This window comes from Acetobacter sp. DsW_54 (assembly GCF_002153575.1).
In the GTDB taxonomy this organism is placed as follows: Bacteria; Pseudomonadota; Alphaproteobacteria; order Acetobacterales; family Acetobacteraceae; genus Acetobacter; species Acetobacter fabarum.
The window spans coordinates 207464-224373 of the sequence record NZ_JOPD01000007.1; the positions used below are offsets into that span (position 1 = coordinate 207464).

14 protein-coding genes and 1 tRNA gene are annotated in these 16910 nt (G+C 55.4%); 5 read left to right on the plus strand and 10 right to left on the minus strand.

The window, feature by feature from the left end:
* Positions 1 to 6 precede the first annotated feature (6 nt).
* Genes dut through HK20_RS05120 form a run of 3 tightly spaced genes read left to right on the plus strand, consistent with a single transcriptional unit; the run spans position 7 to position 3599 of the window.
* Positions 7 to 486, plus strand: a complete 480-nt coding sequence (gene dut, locus HK20_RS05110) for a dUTP diphosphatase (protein WP_086645992.1) — start codon at positions 7 to 9, stop codon at positions 484 to 486.
* The gene (locus HK20_RS05115) at positions 483 to 2228 is read left to right on the plus strand and encodes an ABC transporter permease subunit (RefSeq protein WP_086645993.1); all 1746 of its coding nucleotides are present in this window, start codon (positions 483 to 485) and stop codon (positions 2226 to 2228) included. Before dut ends, HK20_RS05115 begins: the two co-directional genes overlap by 4 nt.
* 15 nt (positions 2229 to 2243) lie before the next feature.
* Positions 2244 to 3599, plus strand: coding sequence for a nitrate/sulfonate/bicarbonate ABC transporter ATP-binding protein (locus tag HK20_RS05120; protein WP_086645994.1), 1356 nt, complete (start codon positions 2244 to 2246; stop codon positions 3597 to 3599).
* Here the strand turns inward: HK20_RS05120 and msrA are convergent, their stop codons facing one another.
* The 5 genes from msrA to HK20_RS05145 all read right to left on the minus strand — a co-directional run bounded on the left by msrA (position 3600) and on the right by HK20_RS05145 (position 9922).
* Positions 3600 to 4142, minus strand: a complete 543-nt coding sequence (gene msrA, locus HK20_RS05125; RefSeq protein ID WP_086645995.1) for a peptide-methionine (S)-S-oxide reductase MsrA — start codon at positions 4140 to 4142, stop codon at positions 3600 to 3602.
* Between the two features lie 62 nt (positions 4143 to 4204).
* Positions 4205 to 6901: a valine--tRNA ligase gene (locus HK20_RS05130; RefSeq protein ID WP_086645996.1), complete on the minus strand. Its 2697-nt coding sequence runs from the start codon at positions 6899 to 6901 to the stop codon at positions 4205 to 4207.
* Between the two features lie 136 nt (positions 6902 to 7037).
* On the minus strand, positions 7038 to 7658 hold the full coding sequence (locus HK20_RS05135) for a DUF2497 domain-containing protein (RefSeq protein WP_086645997.1): 621 nt from the start codon (positions 7656 to 7658) through the stop codon (positions 7038 to 7040).
* A gap of 30 nt (positions 7659 to 7688) precedes the next feature.
* Entirely contained in the window at positions 7689 to 9128 is a 1440-nt protein-coding gene (locus HK20_RS05140; RefSeq protein WP_086645998.1) for a TolC family outer membrane protein, read from the minus strand.
* Between the two features lie 125 nt (positions 9129 to 9253).
* Positions 9254 to 9922, minus strand: a complete 669-nt coding sequence (locus HK20_RS05145; protein WP_086645999.1) for a protein-L-isoaspartate O-methyltransferase — start codon at positions 9920 to 9922, stop codon at positions 9254 to 9256.
* Between the two features lie 195 nt (positions 9923 to 10117).
* Between HK20_RS05145 and HK20_RS05150 the strand changes: the two genes are divergently transcribed.
* Positions 10118 to 10191, plus strand: a tRNA-Cys gene (locus HK20_RS05150).
* 131 nt (positions 10192 to 10322) lie between these two features.
* Here HK20_RS05150 and HK20_RS05155 read toward each other — a convergent pair.
* Entirely contained in the window at positions 10323 to 10820 is a 498-nt protein-coding gene (locus tag HK20_RS05155) for a peptide deformylase (RefSeq protein ID WP_086646000.1), read from the minus strand.
* Between the two features lie 279 nt (positions 10821 to 11099).
* Here HK20_RS05155 and HK20_RS05160 point away from each other — a divergent pair, with 279 nt between their 5' ends.
* Positions 11100 to 12431, plus strand: coding sequence for an Nramp family divalent metal transporter (locus tag HK20_RS05160; RefSeq protein WP_086646001.1), 1332 nt, complete (start codon positions 11100 to 11102; stop codon positions 12429 to 12431).
* A 30-nt stretch (positions 12432 to 12461) separates the two neighbouring features.
* On the opposite strand, the gene HK20_RS05165 is transcribed toward HK20_RS05160, so the two are convergent.
* The 4 genes from HK20_RS05165 to HK20_RS05180 form a co-directional block, all read right to left on the minus strand.
* Entirely contained in the window at positions 12462 to 13298 is an 837-nt protein-coding gene (locus HK20_RS05165; protein WP_086646069.1) for a transporter, read from the minus strand.
* A gap of 380 nt (positions 13299 to 13678) precedes the next feature.
* Positions 13679 to 14800: an acetoin dehydrogenase dihydrolipoyllysine-residue acetyltransferase subunit gene (locus HK20_RS05170; RefSeq protein ID WP_086646002.1), complete on the minus strand. Its 1122-nt coding sequence runs from the start codon at positions 14798 to 14800 to the stop codon at positions 13679 to 13681.
* Between the two features lie 3 nt (positions 14801 to 14803).
* On the minus strand, positions 14804 to 15835 hold the full coding sequence (locus HK20_RS05175) for an alpha-ketoacid dehydrogenase subunit beta (protein ID WP_086646003.1): 1032 nt from the start codon (positions 15833 to 15835) through the stop codon (positions 14804 to 14806).
* A gap of 25 nt (positions 15836 to 15860) precedes the next feature.
* Positions 15861 to 16826, minus strand: a complete 966-nt coding sequence (locus tag HK20_RS05180) for a thiamine pyrophosphate-dependent dehydrogenase E1 component subunit alpha (protein WP_086646004.1) — start codon at positions 16824 to 16826, stop codon at positions 15861 to 15863.
* Positions 16827 to 16910: the final 84 nt, after the last annotated feature.

The window sequence follows — 16910 nt, forward strand, 5'->3', positions numbered from 1 at the left end:
TAGTGCATGTCCGTCTCTGAAAAAACGTCCGGTACCGTAGGTATAAAGGTTCGGCGACTTTCTCATGGACTGGACCTTCCCCTGCCAGCATATGCCACGCAGGGTGCCGCGGGCATGGACCTTCTGGCAGCTCTTGATGCTCCCTTGCGGCTTGAACCCGGGCAGAGGGGGCTTGTCCCAACCGGGTTGAGCATCGCCCTCCCCGCCGGGTATGAACTACAGGTACGCCCCCGCTCCGGGCTGGCCCTTAAACATGGAATTGTCCTGCCAAACGCGCCGGGAACCATTGACGAAGATTATCGTGGCGAGATCGGCGTGATTGTCATGAACGCAGGGCAGGAAGCGTTTGTTGTAGAGCCCGGCATGCGTATTGCGCAGGCTGTGATTGCGCCCGTTATCCGTGCAACCTGGATTGAATGCGACAATCTGGATGAAACCGAGCGCGGGGCGGGAGGGTTTGGCAGTACGGGAACGGGAGCGTCATGAGCGACCGGCAGCAGGAATTTCCATTTTCTCCTGAGTTATGTTCCTCCCTGCCCGCATCCTGCGGCAAAAGGCATGGGAGCTGGCTTGCCGGGTTTCTTGTTTTTTCTGTTATCCTGTTATGTGTTGCGTATCTTCCGTCCAATCTCACCGTGTTGTCTGGTGCTGTGGAAGCCTTGCCGCTAGGGCTTGTGTACCTGCCTGACTACGCGGTGCAGACCATAGGCCGCATGCTGCTTGGGCTGGGCTTGTCCCTTGTTTCGGCTTTGTTGTGTGTAGCGCTTATCTTCCGCAGCCGCTGGGCCGCCAAATGCTTGCTGCCATTGCTGGATGTTGGGCAGGCTTTTCCTGTTCTGGCTATTCCGCTGCTTGTTCTGCCCTTTGTGCAAAGCCACATGCCAACACAGGCTGTAGGGGCCGAGGTGGTGGTGATCATGACCATCTGGTGCAGTCAGTTCTGGGGCATGGTGCAGGTTCTCTGCCAGCGGTTTTATGGCGTTCCAGCTGAACTGGAAGATGTGGTCTGCTGCTTCGGGCTGACATCGTGGCAGAAGTTCTGGCAGCTGGAAGTGCCTTTTGCCATTCCTGCGCTGGTGCGCAAAACCATGTTGTCCATGGGGGGGAGCTGGTTTGCTGCATTATATGCCGAGAGCGTGGTGCTGGATGGCCATAACTGGCTTTTTGCAGGGATCGGCTCTTATGTCCGGCAAGCGGCGTGTGAGCGCAATGTAGGAGCTTTGCTGGCAGCGCTTGCGTGCATGCTGGTGATTATTGTTGTTTTTGACCAGATTCTGTTCCGCCCGCTGTCGGCCTGGGCGGTGCGCTTTCAACCTGGCAAGGTTGGGGAGCCGCACCTTGCGGAACCTTGGTTTCTTAAACTTTTGCGGCGTACGCACCTGTTTCGTCTGTGTGTGCTGTTCTGCGTCAATGCCGCGCGCAGGTTCAGCCGCCTGCCCATAGGTGCGCGTTATGTGCAGGAACATACGGTTGACGGAAACACACAGTGGGGTGGCTGGCTTGTGGCGGCTTTAGCTGTTGTGGTCGCGCTGTTTGCTGCTGTTATGGCGTGGCCCTTGCTGTATGCAGCCTGTGGTCTGCCTGTTCTTTTTTCTGTTATCCTGTGTGGTGGCATAACCGGGCTGCGTGTTTTTGTTATGGTGGGGCTGGTATCCCTGATCTGGATCCCTCTTGGTGTCTGGCTGGGGCTTAAATCACCTTATGCCGGGCGCATGCAGCGGCTTATTCAGTATTGCACTGTTTTCCCTGCCAACCTGCTGTTTCCATTATGGGCGGCTGGTTTGGTGGCTTGTCCGTTTGTGCCCACGTTCTGGCAATCCCCGCTGATTGTGCTGGGGGCGCAGTGGTATATTGCACTGGGTGTTCTGGCTGGTGCGAGTGCTTACCCGTCTGATCTGCTGGAAGCGGCCCGTAACCTGAATGTTACAGGTAGCCTGTGGTGGCGCAAGGTACTGTTGCCCGGGATTTTACCGTACTATCTGGCGGGTCTTGTGGCTGCAACCAGCAGCGCATGGAATGCCGCCATTGCTGTGGAATGGCTCCAGTGGGGGCAGACCACGCTGAGTGTGCGCGGTCTTGGCAGCTTTATGGCCATGGCCGCTGCCCGGGGGGATGTAAGTGCCGTAGCCCTTGGTGCGGTTGCCATGTGCCTGTTTATGATGGCCTTGAACGCTTTTTTATGGCGCCCATTGTCTGACTATGTTTCTCGCCGTCTGAAACTGAATTGAACGGATTAACCTGAAATGGTCTTTCCCTCTCAACCTGGGCGTACTCCGCCGCAACAGACAGTTCTGGCGGAGCTGCGCAACGTCCGGCAGTTCTATCATAAGGATAGCACCGCGGATGTGCAGGTGCTTGATGATGTGAACCTGACGATCCATGCGGGTGAAATTGTTGGGCTGCTGGGGCGTTCCGGGTCGGGTAAATCCACACTGTTGCGGATTATTGCCGGGCTGCTCCCCCCTACCTCGGGGGAGGTGCTGTGGAAGGGGGAGCCTCTTAAAGGGCCAACACCCGATGTTGCCATAGTTTTTCAGTCCTTTGCGCTTTTCCCGTGGATGACCATTGAAGAAAATGTGGCTCTTGGCCTGGATGCAAAGGGTGTGCCCGCTGCCGAGCGTGATCCGCTGGTGGAAAGTGCAATCGACCTGATCGGCCTTGGTGGGTACGAAAATGCATGGCCCAAGGAACTTTCTGGGGGCATGCAGCAGCGTGTGGGGCTTGCCCGGGCACTTGTGGTTAATCCGGCCCTGCTGCTGATGGATGAACCGTTCTCCGCACTGGATGTTCTAACCGCGGAAAACCTGCGTACCGATCTGGTCGAGCTTTGGTCAGACAACAAACTGCCCGTGCAGAGCATGCTGATTGTGACACACAACATTGAAGAAGCCGTGTTGATGTGTGACCGGATTGTGATTTCATCTTCCAATCCCGGCCGTATTGCCCATGTGTTGCCTGTCCCCTTCCCTCACCCGCGGAACCGGGAGGATGCGGCCTTCCGCCAGTTGGTTGATCATATTTATGCACTGATGACGCAGCGCGCGCCAATTATCTCGGAAGCAGATCTGATGCACCGCTCCTCGGCGGCATCTTCCGTGGTGCCGGGGTTCCGGGCTCTGGTGCCTGTGTCCATCACCATGATGATCGGCATGATGGAGGCTCTGGCCGCCCCCCCCCTGAACGGGCGAGCAGATTTGCCGATTCTAGCAGAAAAATTGCAGCTTGAACTGGATGACCTGTTCCCGCTTGGGGAATCTCTCGAACTGCTGGCTTTGGCCGAGCTGGAGGATGGAGACATCCTGCTGACCAACGAGGGCGTTCATTTTGTATTGAGTGATCTGGATGAACGCAAAGCCATTATGGGCCATGCGCTCAGGCACCATGTGCCGCTAGTAAAAATGATTTGTGCCCTGCTGGATGAACGTCCGACGCATAGCGTTAAAGCCGAGCGCTTCCGTGACGAACTGGAAGCCTGCATGTCCCCCGATTATGCGCGGCAGACGCTCCAGACCATTATTGGCTGGACCCGTTTTGCAGAACTGTTCGATTATGATGAAGAGAGCGACCGTTTTTTTCTGCCAGATGACAGCCGCGAGTAGTTATTCCCCTGCTCGTAACATCATGTCCCCCAGAGCCTGCCGGGCTTTGGTGACTTTGGGCGCAATAACAGCCTGACAGTACCCGGCATACGGGTGCTTGGCATAGTAATCATGATGTTCGGGTTCGGCTGGCCAGAATGTATCCAGTGGCAACACTTCGGTCACAGGTTTTGCCCCCCATAAATTGCTATTTGTGATGCCGCTTATGGCTTCCTGAGCAATGTCGCACTGCTGTGGGGACGTATAAAAAATGACAGACCGATACTGGCTTCCAACGTCGTGCCCCTGTCTGTTCAGGGTTGTGGGGTCATGGAGTGTAAAAAAGCACTCCAGTATCTGGCGGTAACTCAGTACGGCATGGTCCCACTCCAACTGTACAACCTCGGCATGCCCCGTTTGTCCGGAGCAGACCTGTTGGTATGTGGGGTGTAAAACCGTGCCTCCCGCATAACCGGGTACAACTGAGGTTATGCCACGCATCTGGCGATAAACGGCTTCCAGGCACCAGAAGCAACCACCCCCCAGCACTGCTGTTTCCGCCATGCGTATGATCCCTTTCAGTCAGGTAGCCCCACGAATATATTGGGTTCGTGGGGCCTGTTTGTTCAGGCTATGCGGGACAGGGCCGCTTTAAGACGTACGCATTCACCCTGCTGGCTTTCCAGACGATCGCGCATTTCCTGCACGATTTCTGGTTTAGCGCGGCTGACAAAGTTTTCGTTCCCAAGCTTTTTTTCGGTCTTGGCAACTTCATCTTCCGCTTTGGACAGTTCTTTTTTCAGCCGCTCTCGTTCAACGGCCAGATCAATCAGCCCTTCCAGCGGGATAATGACCGTAGCTTCATCCACAACAGCCTGAGCAGAACCTTTGGGAATATCCCCGGCAAGCGGGCTTGTCTGTGTTACGCGGGCCATGCGGCAAATGGCTTCCTGCCACCGGCCAATGCGTTCCAGCGTTAGTGGCGCTGCATCCTTGAGAAGAACAGGGGCCGTCTGTGACGGCGGAACGTTCATTTCAGCCCGAACGGTGCGGATTTCCGTAATCAGGCGAATGATCTGCTCGCATTCTGCCACGGCTTCGTCTGCGCCGGTGGGGGCAATGGGTTCAGGCCATTGCGCGGCTATCAGGCTGCCTTCCTCACCAAAGCCGAATTCATGCCACAGTGTATCTGTTACAAATGGCACAACAGGCTGCAGCAGACGCAGGATCACGCCCAATACATGGCCTGCAACGGCGCGGATTTCTGCTGCTTCCTGATCATTGGCGGAATTAAAGACCGGCTTGGCAAATTCCAGGAACCAGTCACAAAAGCGGTTCCAGACAAAGCGGTAGCAGGTCAGTGCGTATTCATCAAAACGATAGGCATCCAGCGCACGGGTTGCCTCGGCAATGGCGGTTGCTGCTTCGGCCAGAATCCAGCGACCCAGAGGGGATTGGACCTGTGTGGGGTCAAAGTTGACCGGGGCTCGTACGCCATTCATTTCGCAAAAGCGGGCGGCATTCCAGAGCTTGGTAATAAAGGAACGATAGTCTTCCACCCGTTTGCGGCCGAGTTTGACGTCCCGCCCAATGCCGGTCAGGGCGCAAATGGTAAAGCGCATGGCGTCTGCGCCGTAATCCTCGATCAGCTCCAGCGGATCAATGCCGTTGCCCTTGCTTTTGGACATCTTCTGCCCGTGCTCATCGCGCACCAGACCGTGGATGAAGATGTTGCGGAAGGGCACATCGTGCATGAAGTGCTGGCCCATCATCATCATTCTGGCGACCCAGAAGAAAATGATGTCGAAGCCGGTTACCAGAACATCCGTTGGGTAATACCGGTCGAGTTCGGGGGTTTTGTCCGGCCAGCCAAGCGTTGAAAACGGCCATAGTGCAGACGAGAACCACGTATCCAGTACGTCTTCGTCCTGTGTCAGGGGTTCTGTCTTGCCGTAATGCGCCTGAGCCTGTTGCTGCGCGTCTTCACCGTCATGGGCAACAAACACATGGCCGTCTGGCCCATACCATGCGGGGATGCGGTGCCCCCACCACAACTGGCGGGAAATGCACCAGGGCTGGATGTCACGCATCCATGCAAAAAAGGTATTTTCCCACTGTTTGGGAATAAAGCTGGCCCGGCCAGAGGTAATGGCCTCAATGGCAGGCCCCGCCAGTTTGCCAGCATCGCAATACCACTGGGTGGTCAGGCGGGGCTCAATTACAGCTCCCCCGCGTTCCGCATGGGGAACCTGATGCCGATGGGGTTCAATTTTTTCCAGCCAGCCGGTTTCTTCCAGCTTGGCGACAATAATCTTGCGTGCCTCTTCTCGCGTGGTGCCAGCAAGTGAGCGAACAAAGGCGGGGTCGGCCAGACCATCCTGCGCGCTGAGTTCTTCTTCTATCTCGTCCAGCACAATGCGGGCCTGCTCGTCCAGAATGCTGAGCATGGGGAGCTGGTGCCTGCGGCCGACTTCAAAGTCATTAAAGTCATGTGCAGGCGTAATTTTGACTGCACCTGTCCCTTTTTCCGGGTCGGAATGTTCGTCCGCCACAATCGGGATCAGGCGGCCTGTCAGGGGCAGGCGAACAAATTTACCAATCAGGCTCTTGTAACGTTCATCTTCGGGATGAACAGCTACGGCCGTGTCGCCCAGCATGGTTTCGGGGCGAGTGGTGGCAACAGTAATGGTTGCGTCGCCCTGCCCTTCAACCGGATAGCGGATGTACCATAGGTTGCCTGCGACATCCTTGCTTTCCACCTCCAGATCAGAAATGGCGGAGCGGAATGCGGGGTCCCAGTTGACCAGCCGTCTGTCCCGATAAATCAGACCATCCTTGTAGAGGGAAACAAAAACTTCTTTGACTGCGCGGGAGAGGCCTTCATCCATGGTAAAGCGCTCACGCGGCCAGTCGAGCGATGCGCCAAGGCGGCGCAGCTGGCGGGTAATGCCCCCGCCGGATTCTTCCTTCCACTGCCACACGCGCTCAATAAAGGCATCGCGGCCCATATCCTGCCGGGTTGTTTTGCCCTCGGCTGCCAGTGTGCGCTCGACAACCATTTGCGTTGCAATGCCGGCGTGGTCCGTGCCGGGCTGCCAAAGGGTATCAAACCCCTGCATGCGCTTCCAGCGGATCAGGGTATCCTGCAAGGTCATGGTTAACGCATGGCCCATATGGAGGGTGCCGGTAACGTTGGGTGGCGGGATCATGATGGTAAAAGGTTTTTTGTCGCTTGCTGGCTGGGCAGAGAAAGCCTTCTTGCTTTCCCACAGTTCGTACAGCCGGTTTTCTGTTTGTGCAGGCTCAAAAGTCTTGTTCAGCATATTTATCCAACCACACCACGTAAAAAAGGCGGAAGGCATCTAGCCCCCGCCTTTGCAAAGCAATTAACAGACCACAGGATTCCCCTCCATTGGCCTGCCCCCATAGGGTTACAGGCCGGTGGAGGGGAAGAAAACCTTACAGACCGCGCTGCGTCAGGCGTTCAACTTCCTTGCGTACAGCAGCCTGCACAATGCTTGCCAGATGGGCATCAAGCCATTTTTTGAGGAAAACGCGCACTTCCTGGCGCACGATGTCTTCAACCGTCAGAGACCCTTCATGCGTGACAGCCACTTTTCTCTCCTCATGTTCTCTAAGATATTTTTCCTGCAGGCTTTTCTGCAGCACGGCAAATGAGTTGGCGGTATCGGAAACCGTTTCGTCATTCAAAGGGATGGGCAGTGGACCAGACATGGTATGTTCAGCCTTTTTGTTAAGTTCGATCTGCCTGAGATCCGTTACAGATAATACTTCATCATGATCCACGGCCCGCGGTTGCACAAGGTCGGCCTTGCCGCCTGCCTGAGCTGTATCCGTGGTACGGGTGGGGGCAGCGGGAGCCTCTTTTTCCCCCTGCTGCGCAGAGTCCATCATGGATGGAGAGAGGACAAGCACATCGTCGTCCTGTTCATCCTGCGGCTCCGGGGCATGTTCTGCTGTAGCCGAGAGGTGCTCATCATGCAGTACCTGCCGAATGGAAGACAGGGTATCCGCTACGGATTTACCTGTTTCTTCTGATGAGTCCTGAGGCGACACCATACAAACATCCCTGCCACTGCTGGCTTAACATTATCGACCCGGCTGGTTGAGCGCGTAATCGTTCAACCCCCATAACCGATCCTTTACCGCGTTATAGTATGCTTTGTCATCATAAAGGGGAACATTCAGCTTCAGATCAACAGCAGTCAGGCGTCCAATGGCGGCTGCCACGTTGTAAGAGGACAGGACCATGTTGCTCAGGCTCTGCACAAGGGCCACCTGGGCCTGCAACAGACTCTCCTGCTGCTGCAGGACGGAAAGGGTTGTGCTGGTGCCAACCATGGCCTGCCGCTCTACCCCGCCCAGTGCTACGGTACCCGCCTTGATCGCAACCCGATTGCTTGCGATGGACGCCCGGTAAGTGACCAGCTTCTGCCAGTTGGAAACCGCATCCTGTGCTGCTGCACGGCGCTGGACGTCCACCTCCCGGTGTGCTTCCTGCGCAAGCTGCTTGGCCTGACGGACCGCCGCATACTCCGATCCCCCCTGATAAATGGGGATATTGAAGTTGAGAGCCGCGTATTTACTGTCATTGATCTGGTTGTTCAGGGCCTGATTAACCTGATGCTGATACCCCATTGTTGCAGACACTTTGGGGAGAATGGCAGCCATGGCAACGCCCACGGAATCTTTGTGCGATGCCTCGGTAAAAAGTGCGTGAATAACATCGGGGTTATTCCTGACCGCCAGTGCGGCGGCGGTCTGCTCATTTTTAACGGGTAGGACCAAGGGTTGTGGCGGCACCAGATTAGGGGGCGGTGCCATGCCAATAACCTGCATGTATGTTGCCTGGGCAGTCTGCAATGTGCCCTCAGCCTGTTGGCGTGCCGCCTGTGCTGATGCGTAGGCGGCTTCCGCCTGAGCAACGTCGGTCCGGGTAATTTCCCCTACCCTGTAGCGTTCACTGGTTGCGCGTAGCTGCTGCTGCAAAACTCGTTCATTGTTAATGTTCAGTTGCAGGAGCTGTTCGTCTTCAATCACGCCCACATAGGCACTGACGACCTGTTTGAAGACCTGCTGTTCAACCGAAATCAGGTGCGCACGCGCGGCCATGACCTGATTAACGGCCTCATGCGTAGCTGCTGTGGTTTTGCCTCCGGTGTAAATTGGCTGATTGATTGCAACACCCGCTGAATATCCCGGCGTATCGTAACGGCGCAGGGACTGGTGCGTGCGGGGATGCCCGACCCCCTGATAATCATTGATCCCGTTATAGTAAGAAAGGCCGACCTGCCCGGTTACTGTGGGGTGCCAGCCTGCAAGGGCGGTTGGCACACTCTCGTCCGTGGCGCGGAGCGAGGCGCGTGCCGCTTGCAGGGTCGGGTTGGTCAGATACGCGGCGGCCAGAGATTCCTGCAGTGTATGCGGGATAAAGGAGGGGGAGCCGCTTCCATCGTATTTTTGCGCCCATGCGGTTGTGCCGCACAGTATGACCGCCAGGCTCAGGCCGGTTTCGCAAATACGCCGCATGAGGCTGCTCCCGCTTGCAGTTACCGCAATAGGTTTGCGGCACTGTTCCTTGCCACGATGCGAGATTAAATTCCATTTTATAGTTTGTGACGGATTGAAAATGAGACGCCTTATCTGTCCCTTTTTTAAAAGGAGAACGCGTGTTCAGGCACCATACCGGGCAGGAGTGGCGCTTGTGCTTCAAACAGGAATGTCAGCCTGAAAGGCTTGGAATATCCGGGCTCCCTGACCGCACTAAAGGCTTCTGGGAGGGATGACCCACTTTGTAGCAAACCTACAATGCGGCCTTTGGCGGAAAGCTGCCGGTCACAGAAGTCAGGAAGTGTTGCAATGCAGCCATCAAAATAAATCAGGTCATACGGTGCCGAGTCTGCCGCCCCTTCGGTCAGAGCGCCTTGCTGCCAGACAACATCCGGGGCCTGAGCCTGACAGAACCCCTGCCCGATCTGTGCCAGTTCGGAATTGGATTCGAGTGCGGTCACATGCAGGCCAAGCTGCGCAAAAAGGGCAGCGGTGTAACCGGTGGAAGCTCCCACAACCAGAACATGCTGCCCGGCAGCTGGTTCTGCCGCTTGCACAAGGCGGGCAGTCAGGAGGGGCTGTGACAAAACACGGCCCTGCGCCAAGGGCAGGCTGGTATCTGCATAAGCCGCATTGCGCAGGTCGGGGCGAACACAGTGCTCACGCGGGAGGTGGCGCATGATCTCCAGAATACGCGAATCGGTAATCTCGGATGGGCGCAACTGGTCGTCCACCATCAGGTTGCGTGCTTGGGCATACAGGGTTGCATCCATTGACTGTTCTCCTTGAAGCATGGCGGTGGCCGTATGAGCATTCATGCTGCGTACACTCCTGATTGGCCATCTACCCGGTTGACCCGCGCCGACCATGGGCAGGAGTCTGTCTGACATACTGTTTTAAAATTGGCACAACACAACGGCTTGACCAATTTGAAAGAAAAGGACATAACGCTCCCACCATACACCGTTGGTCCGGTGGCAGAATGGTGATGTAGCGGACTGCAAATCCGCGTATGTGGGTTCGATTCCCGCCCGGACCTCCACTCCCCCTCAAAATGTTAAGTATATGTTTCCAGCGCCAGTCGTTGCGTCAAAGGGCATATCAGCACTGGCTAATATCTTGGTGCAGATGTGTACTCGGGTGTGGCTGGCTAGTTGCTCCTTGCTATCCGGCTCATGGCTGCTGGAGTTTTCTGTACCGTGCCATAAGGCGGTTACGCCGGAGGTTGGAGAGCTTTTGCAGCCAGAACACGCCATCCAGTTGGTCAATCTCGTGCTGTAAGCAGACACTACGAAGGCCATCTGCCTCCCTCTCCTGCATATGGCCATTCAGGTCTGCATACCGGACCTTCAGCTTTGCCGGGCGCATAACTGTGGCGGATATGCCTGGCATGGAAATGCTGCCCTCTTCATTCATGACGGTATCTTCGGACAGCCAGATAATTTCTGGATTAATGTAGGTTTCCGGTTCATCGCAATCTGGCAGATCAAGAACAACCACGCGCTGGCCAACGCCAATATGTGGGCCGGTTATGCCTAGCCCCTGAACAGCGCGGAGTGTGTCCAGCAGGTCCGTTGCAAGGGTGCGCAATGTGCTGTCAAACGAGGTGACTGGCATGGCAACCTCACGCAAACGCTGATCGGGGAAAAGGACAACTGGCTGTACGGTCATGGCGTATCTTCTGACAGAATAAAGCAGTTCGCTTGCGGTCGGGCGTGACCTGTAGCGCGTTAGTATACACACCATAAACCATGGGGGCACAGCCCGGCCGGATTTTACGGGTTAATCGTTGTGTTCAAGAACGCGTTGGGGGCTTGCCCAATGGCAGATCTGTTGCCACAGTCCTGGAATGAGGACCAATAAAGTACTTATTCCCGAAATCTGGTCTTGTGCCTCTGGGCAGGGCATCGCCTGTGCCACACAAGCTGGATTGCCTGAGTGCCAGAAATAATGCAGCCACCTGTCTTTCATCCCGATCATGCCGATAGTCGGCATTCCCTGCCGGAGGCCTTCGCCAGTATCCGTGTGCCGAGGGATGATACCCATTGGATGCGGCGCTTTTTAAGCTACGTGGGGCCGGGGTATATGGTGTCTGTCGGGTATATGGACCCCGGCAACTGGGCAACGGACCTGCAAGGGGGGGCGCGGTTCGGCTACGTATTGCTGTCTGTTATCCTGTTATCCAATTTTATGGCTATTTTATTGCAGGCCCTTTCTGCCCGTCTGGGTATTGCAACAGGGCTGGATCTTGCTCAGGCTTGCCGGCAACGTTTTCATCCCGCGCTTAATGCGTTGCTCTGGGTTGCCTGCGAGCTGGCTATTATTGCGTGTGATCTGGCGGAGGTTATTGGCACCGCGGTTGCATTGCAGCTGCTCTTCCATATTCCCCTGCTTGGCGGTGCGTTAATTTCCAGCCTTGATGCCTTGCTGGTGCTGTTTCTTATGAACCGTGGGTTTCGGTATCTGGAGGCATTCATCATCGGGCTTTTAAGCATTATCGCCCTGTGTTTTGCCGTGCAGCTTATAGCCGCGGCTCCCCCATTGGCGGCTGTGCTGGCTGGTATGAAGCCTTCGCTTTCAATCCTGACGAATAGCGAAATGCTCTATATTGCCATTGGCATTATAGGGGCGACCGTTATGCCCCATAATCTGTACCTGCATTCCTCCATAGTACAAAGCCGGGCTTATGAACGGACGGAGCGGGGCCGTAAGGACGCCATACGCTGGGCCACATGGGATAGTTCCATCGCGCTTATGCTGGCCCTGTTTATTAACGCCGCCATTCTGATTGTTGCTGCCGCAGCCTTCCATACAACAGGGCATCAGGATGTGGCGGAAATACAGGATGCCTACCACCTGCTCTCCCCTCTTCTGGGGCTGGGGGTTGCTTCTACCCTGTTTGCGCTGGCTCTGCTGGCTGCGGGCACAAATTCGACCATTACGGGAACGCTTGCCGGGCAGATTGTGATGGAAGGGTTTTTGCATCTCAGACTGCCACACTGGGCACGGCGGCTTTTAACCCGTGGGCTGGCAATTGTTCCGGTCATGGTCGGCATTGTGTTGTATGGTAACGCCAGTGTTGGTCAGTTGCTCATGGCCAGTCAGGTTGTGCTGTCCATGCAATTGCCCTTTGCGGTCATTCCTCTGGTTCTGTTTGTTTCAGACCGCAAAATGATGGGCTCTTTTGCCATTTCCCGCCCCTTTGCGGTTCTTTCCTGGTTTGTCGCCGGGGTTATTCTTATCCTGAACTTTAAACTACTTTACGACACACTCGCCCTGTAATGTCCGGAACCAGTCTGCTGGTATTCTGTACTATGGCCACAGGTAGAGGAACTTCACGTAGTAAGCGTTTGTTTCCGGCGTGTTGCGGCCTTCTATGGAATGTGCGTAACGCGTGGTGAAACTGATTGTCCGGCTGATATTGAACATAACGCCCAGCCCGGGGGCTATTTCCCGGCTGTTGGAGTTGCTCAGGTCTGCATGAATGCTCTGGTCATAGGTTCCGCCAACGTTCTGCCAGTCAAAGGCAAAGTATGGCTCGATCAGTTTTGTTGCTTTCCAGCTAAAGCGTAAATTGCTGTAAAAAACGACGCCGGGCGAATAGCTGTGTTGGCCAGTTTTATGTTTTGTTGAGCCAACAACAGTGCCTACATCGCCGTCAAAGCTAAAATGCTTCCATTCATAATCAAAAATAATGCTCGATATATTGGCCCAGTACCCCGTGGCCAAAGTATCCCGCGTACCAGAAGGTGTTTGCAGGAATGTCTGAAAACCAAGAGTGCTGTGTGCATTGGGTTTAAACCACGCAGCAGGCCCCACAATGGTCCCCCCTAGCCCACCGTAATTTGTGCCGCCTGCCAGAGTATAGTTTTCAGATTGGATGACCTCAAAAGCAAAGCCAACATGCGGGAGCGCATCAAATGTGCGAAAATGCACGTATTTGGTAAGCCCGGACCATGTGTGGCTTCCTCCATGGGCAGGTACGCGCTGGCCGGTGCTGTTATAGGTGTTGCCAGATGCATTCCCATTCCCATACTGGACCAATACGTTAAATGGCTTGTAGTCCACAGGCAGGTCATATTCATGTGGACCAATGATTCCCAGAGTAATATCCGCCGCATAGGCGAGCCCGGGTGTTAATAAAGGCATGCTGGCGCCACACAGACTTAAGGTCAGCAGGAGCCGTTTCGGCTTTTTGCCAAACAGCATGAGGGATCTCCATCAAGGAGGCTGCCGTTGTAAAAACAGGCGCAGCGTGTTGGGGTTATTGAATAATCAGTCCTAATCGCCAACCGTTACGCTGCATGGGGTTGGGCTTTTGAAAAGAGATATATAAAATAAGCAGATATAATATAGTTGGAAATCGTATGAGCTCACGTGGCTGTGTCCTCAAGCTATAAAAACTGTCTCATTCCCGGAACAGAATGCTCAGAGCACGTGTTGTAAGAAACAAGCTATGGCAGGGTTTTAAAAGGCTGGCCAAAATCCCTTGCAGCAAAATGGAGCTGCAAGGGGAAAGACGCTGTGACTTATTTTGCTAGCTTTATGAGTGCTGCATTTACGTCCGCTGCTTTTTCCAGTTGTGGCATATGGCCAGTCTGGGGGAGCAGGCTTACGGGTATGGTATCCGGCAGGTTTTTGGCATCATTGGGTGAGATAACCTCGTCCGCCTCCCCCCAGATGATCTGGGCTGGCCCAGCAAAACTGGTCAGAACGGGCCGAAGATCCTCCGCCTGCTTGCCATTGGGGAAGCAGGCGGAGGCAATTGTCTGCAAGCCCTGAAGCGCTCCATCCAGACGTTTGAAGCGAATAATGTCTTCAACCATCTTGCGAGAAATCAGGGTTTTGTCATGCACCAGATAATTCAGGACAGGCTCAAGGGTTTTGCGACGATCTGCGGAGATAAACCCTTCAATAAAATCCATATTAATGCCCTGCCCTAAGCCCGCAGGAGCAATGAGGGAAAGGGACGCCACTTTTTGCGGGCAGGTTTTGGCAAGTTCCAGTGCAATAGCCCCTCCGAGCGAGTGACCAACAACATGAACGCTCGTTATTTCCAGCTTATCCAGCAAAGCCGCAGTTGTTGCCGCAAAGCCTGCGGGGGTTCCATCTCCCACGTTTTTGGATGACCCTCCGTGGCCGGGGAGGTCAAAAGCAACCGTACGCCGGTCGGTGGAAAGAGCATTCTGGTTGAGCATCCAGTTGCCCAGGTCCCCACCAAAACCGTGGATGAACAGGACAGGCGTCGCATCGCCCTGCCCGGCTTCCTGCACACGGAGTGTCAGATCCCCAACGTTGACCATAATGGGTTCTGCGTGATCAGCCTGCGTGTCAGCAGCACTGTCGGATGAAAAATCAGCCTGAAACTTGGCAATGAATGCATCAATATCCGCATCGCTCACGGCAGGTTCGGCCAGAACACCCAAAAGAGCACCTACGGGCAGGGTTTCTCCCTCCGTTGCAATCTGGCGGCGCAGCGTGCCAGAGGCCGGGCTTTCGTAGCCATTGGTGATTTTGGTGGTTTCTATGTCTGCAATTTCCTGCCCGGCTTCTACCTGCGCGCCGGAGGGAATGTTCCAGCTTGTAATTTTTCCCTCGGTCATGGCCAGACCAAACTTGGGCATTGTGATTGGGGTGATAAGGTCTGTCATTGCTCAGGCATCCTGCTTTGCTTTTTTATAGGCCATGACGGAGCGAACCGCCGATTCAATGCGGGCCGCATCGGGGAGGTAGAGTTTTTCCAGCACGGTTGCGAAGGGGACTGGCGTGTGCGGGGGCACAACCTGGCGTATGGGGGCCTTGAGCGCGTCAAACGCCTGTTCCGCCACAAGTGCGGCTACATCGGTTGCCATGTTGCAGCGCGGGCTTGATTCATCAACAATGACCAGCCGTCCCGTATCTTCCACACATTCCAGTATGGTGGCGCTATCCAGCGGGGATGTGGTGCGGGGGTCTATAACCGTGCAGCTTATGCCGTCTTTTTCCAGCCTGTCGGCGGCTTCGTTGGCAAAATTGACCATACGGCCAAAGGCAACAATGGTTACATCATCGCCTTCCCGCGTCAGGTTGGCTTCCCCGAACGGGATGGAATAAGGCTCATCGGGCACTTCCTCTTCATCATCGTACATGACCTTGTTTTCAAGGAAGATAACGGGGTCATCGTCCCTTATTGCCTCGATCAGCAGCCCTTTTGCTTCGTAAGGGGATGAGGGGACAACAACCTTAAGCCCCGGAATATGGGTAAAAAGCGGGTAAAGCGCCTGACTGTGCTGTGCCGCCGCATTAAAGCCCGCGCCATACATGGCCCGGATAACCAGTGGTGTGCGAGCCTTACCACCAAACATGTAGCGGAATTTGGCGGCCTGATTCATGATCTGGTCGAGGCAGCAGCCTACAAAGTCCACAAACATCAGCTCAGCCACCGGGCGCAGGCCGGTTGCGGCCGCCCCAACGGCGGCTCCAATATAGGATGCCTCGGAAATGGGGGTATCAAACACCCGTTCGGCACCAAATTCGGTATAAAGCCCTTTGGTAACCCCCAGCACGCCGCCCCATGCGTCTACCACGCCAGCAGAACCACCCTGCCCGCCAGCAATGTCTTCTCCCATGAGAATAACGCGTGGGTCACGCTGCATTTCCTGACGCAAGGCTTCATTAATGGCCTGACGGAAGCTTTTTTTGGACATGAGAATACTCCGTATTGCGCGTGGCTCAGTAAGAAACGTAAACGTCTGCCTGCAGGTCGGCAGGTTCAGGCAATGGGGCGTTTTTGGCGGCTTTTACGGCGGCCTCGATTTCGTCCTTCACGCTGGTATCAATGTCATCCAGTGCGGACAGGTCGAGCAGGCTGGTCTCTGTGACATGCGTGCGGAACTTCTGCAGGCAGTCACGCTCGGCCCTTTCTCTGGCTACTTCGCCATTGGCGCGGTAGGTCATGGCGTCGCCTTCAAAATGGCCGTACCAGCGGGCCAGATGAACATGCAGCATCACCGGGCCGTGGCCTGCGCGCGCATGGGCTATGGCCTGCCCGGCGGCCTCATGCACGGCAAAAAAATCTGTGCCGTCGCAGTCAAAATACGGCATGCCAAAGCCTGCGGCGCGCGCTTTTTGTGTGCCTGCGCAGGCGTAGGATGCTCCCGTTGCCTCGCCATAGCCGTTATCCTCGCAGACAAAAACGGCAGGTAGCTGCCAGACCATGGCCAGATTCAGGCTTTCCAGCGTGGTGCCCTCGTTGGAAGCGCCATCACCGTAAAACGCGACGGCAACGCCACCATCCTTGAGCACCTTGTGCGAAAGGGCAGCACCGCAGATCAGCGGTGGCCCTCCCCCAACGATGCCGTTCGCACCGAGCATGCCCAGAGACAGGTCCGCAATATGCATGGATCCGCCTTTGCCGTGGCATACCCCGGTTTTGCGCCCATAAATTTCGGCCATCATGCCCTCTACGCCAACACCTTTGGCAATACAGTGGCCATGACCGCGGTGCGTGCTGGCAATTGTGTCCGTGTCGCTCAGATGAGCGCAGACACCAACGGCGGATGCCTCTTCACCACAATACAGGTGGACAAATCCCGGAATTTCTCCGGTTGCGAACTCTACATGAAGGCGTTCCTCAAAATCGCGGATGGTCCGCATGGAACGGTAGGAACGCAGAAGAATATCGTGTGCAATCTGCATGTCTGCCCCCGGGCAATACTGCCGTGTGGGTTGGAAGAAATAACGGAATTATTCCGTCCCATTCCGCACGAAAAAACAGAGCGA

Coding starts and splice junctions, on each gene's coding strand:
- msrA (WP_086645995.1), bottom strand. CDS start 4,142: ATGGCGGAAACAGCAGTGCTGGGGGGTGGTTGCTTCTGGTGCCTGGAA.
- HK20_RS05160 (WP_086646001.1), top strand. CDS start 11,100: ATGCAGCCACCTGTCTTTCATCCCGATCATGCCGATAGTCGGCATTCC.
- HK20_RS05140 (WP_086645998.1), bottom strand. CDS start 9,128: ATGCGGCGTATTTGCGAAACCGGCCTGAGCCTGGCGGTCATACTGTGC.
- HK20_RS05170 (WP_086646002.1), bottom strand. CDS start 14,800: ATGACAGACCTTATCACCCCAATCACAATGCCCAAGTTTGGTCTGGCC.
- HK20_RS05120 (WP_086645994.1), top strand. CDS start 2,244: ATGGTCTTTCCCTCTCAACCTGGGCGTACTCCGCCGCAACAGACAGTT.
- HK20_RS05145 (WP_086645999.1), bottom strand. CDS start 9,922: ATGGATGCAACCCTGTATGCCCAAGCACGCAACCTGATGGTGGACGAC.
- HK20_RS05175 (WP_086646003.1), bottom strand. CDS start 15,835: ATGTCCAAAAAAAGCTTCCGTCAGGCCATTAATGAAGCCTTGCGTCAG.
- HK20_RS05135 (WP_086645997.1), bottom strand. CDS start 7,658: ATGGTGTCGCCTCAGGACTCATCAGAAGAAACAGGTAAATCCGTAGCG.
- HK20_RS05115 (WP_086645993.1), top strand. CDS start 483: ATGAGCGACCGGCAGCAGGAATTTCCATTTTCTCCTGAGTTATGTTCC.
- HK20_RS05130 (WP_086645996.1), bottom strand. CDS start 6,901: ATGCTGAACAAGACTTTTGAGCCTGCACAAACAGAAAACCGGCTGTAC.
- HK20_RS05165 (WP_086646069.1), bottom strand. CDS start 13,298: ATGCCTTTATTAACACCCGGGCTCGCCTATGCGGCGGATATTACTCTG.
- HK20_RS05155 (WP_086646000.1), bottom strand. CDS start 10,820: ATGACCGTACAGCCAGTTGTCCTTTTCCCCGATCAGCGTTTGCGTGAG.
- HK20_RS05180 (WP_086646004.1), bottom strand. CDS start 16,826: ATGCAGATTGCACACGATATTCTTCTGCGTTCCTACCGTTCCATGCGG.
- dut (WP_086645992.1), top strand. CDS start 7: ATGTCCGTCTCTGAAAAAACGTCCGGTACCGTAGGTATAAAGGTTCGG.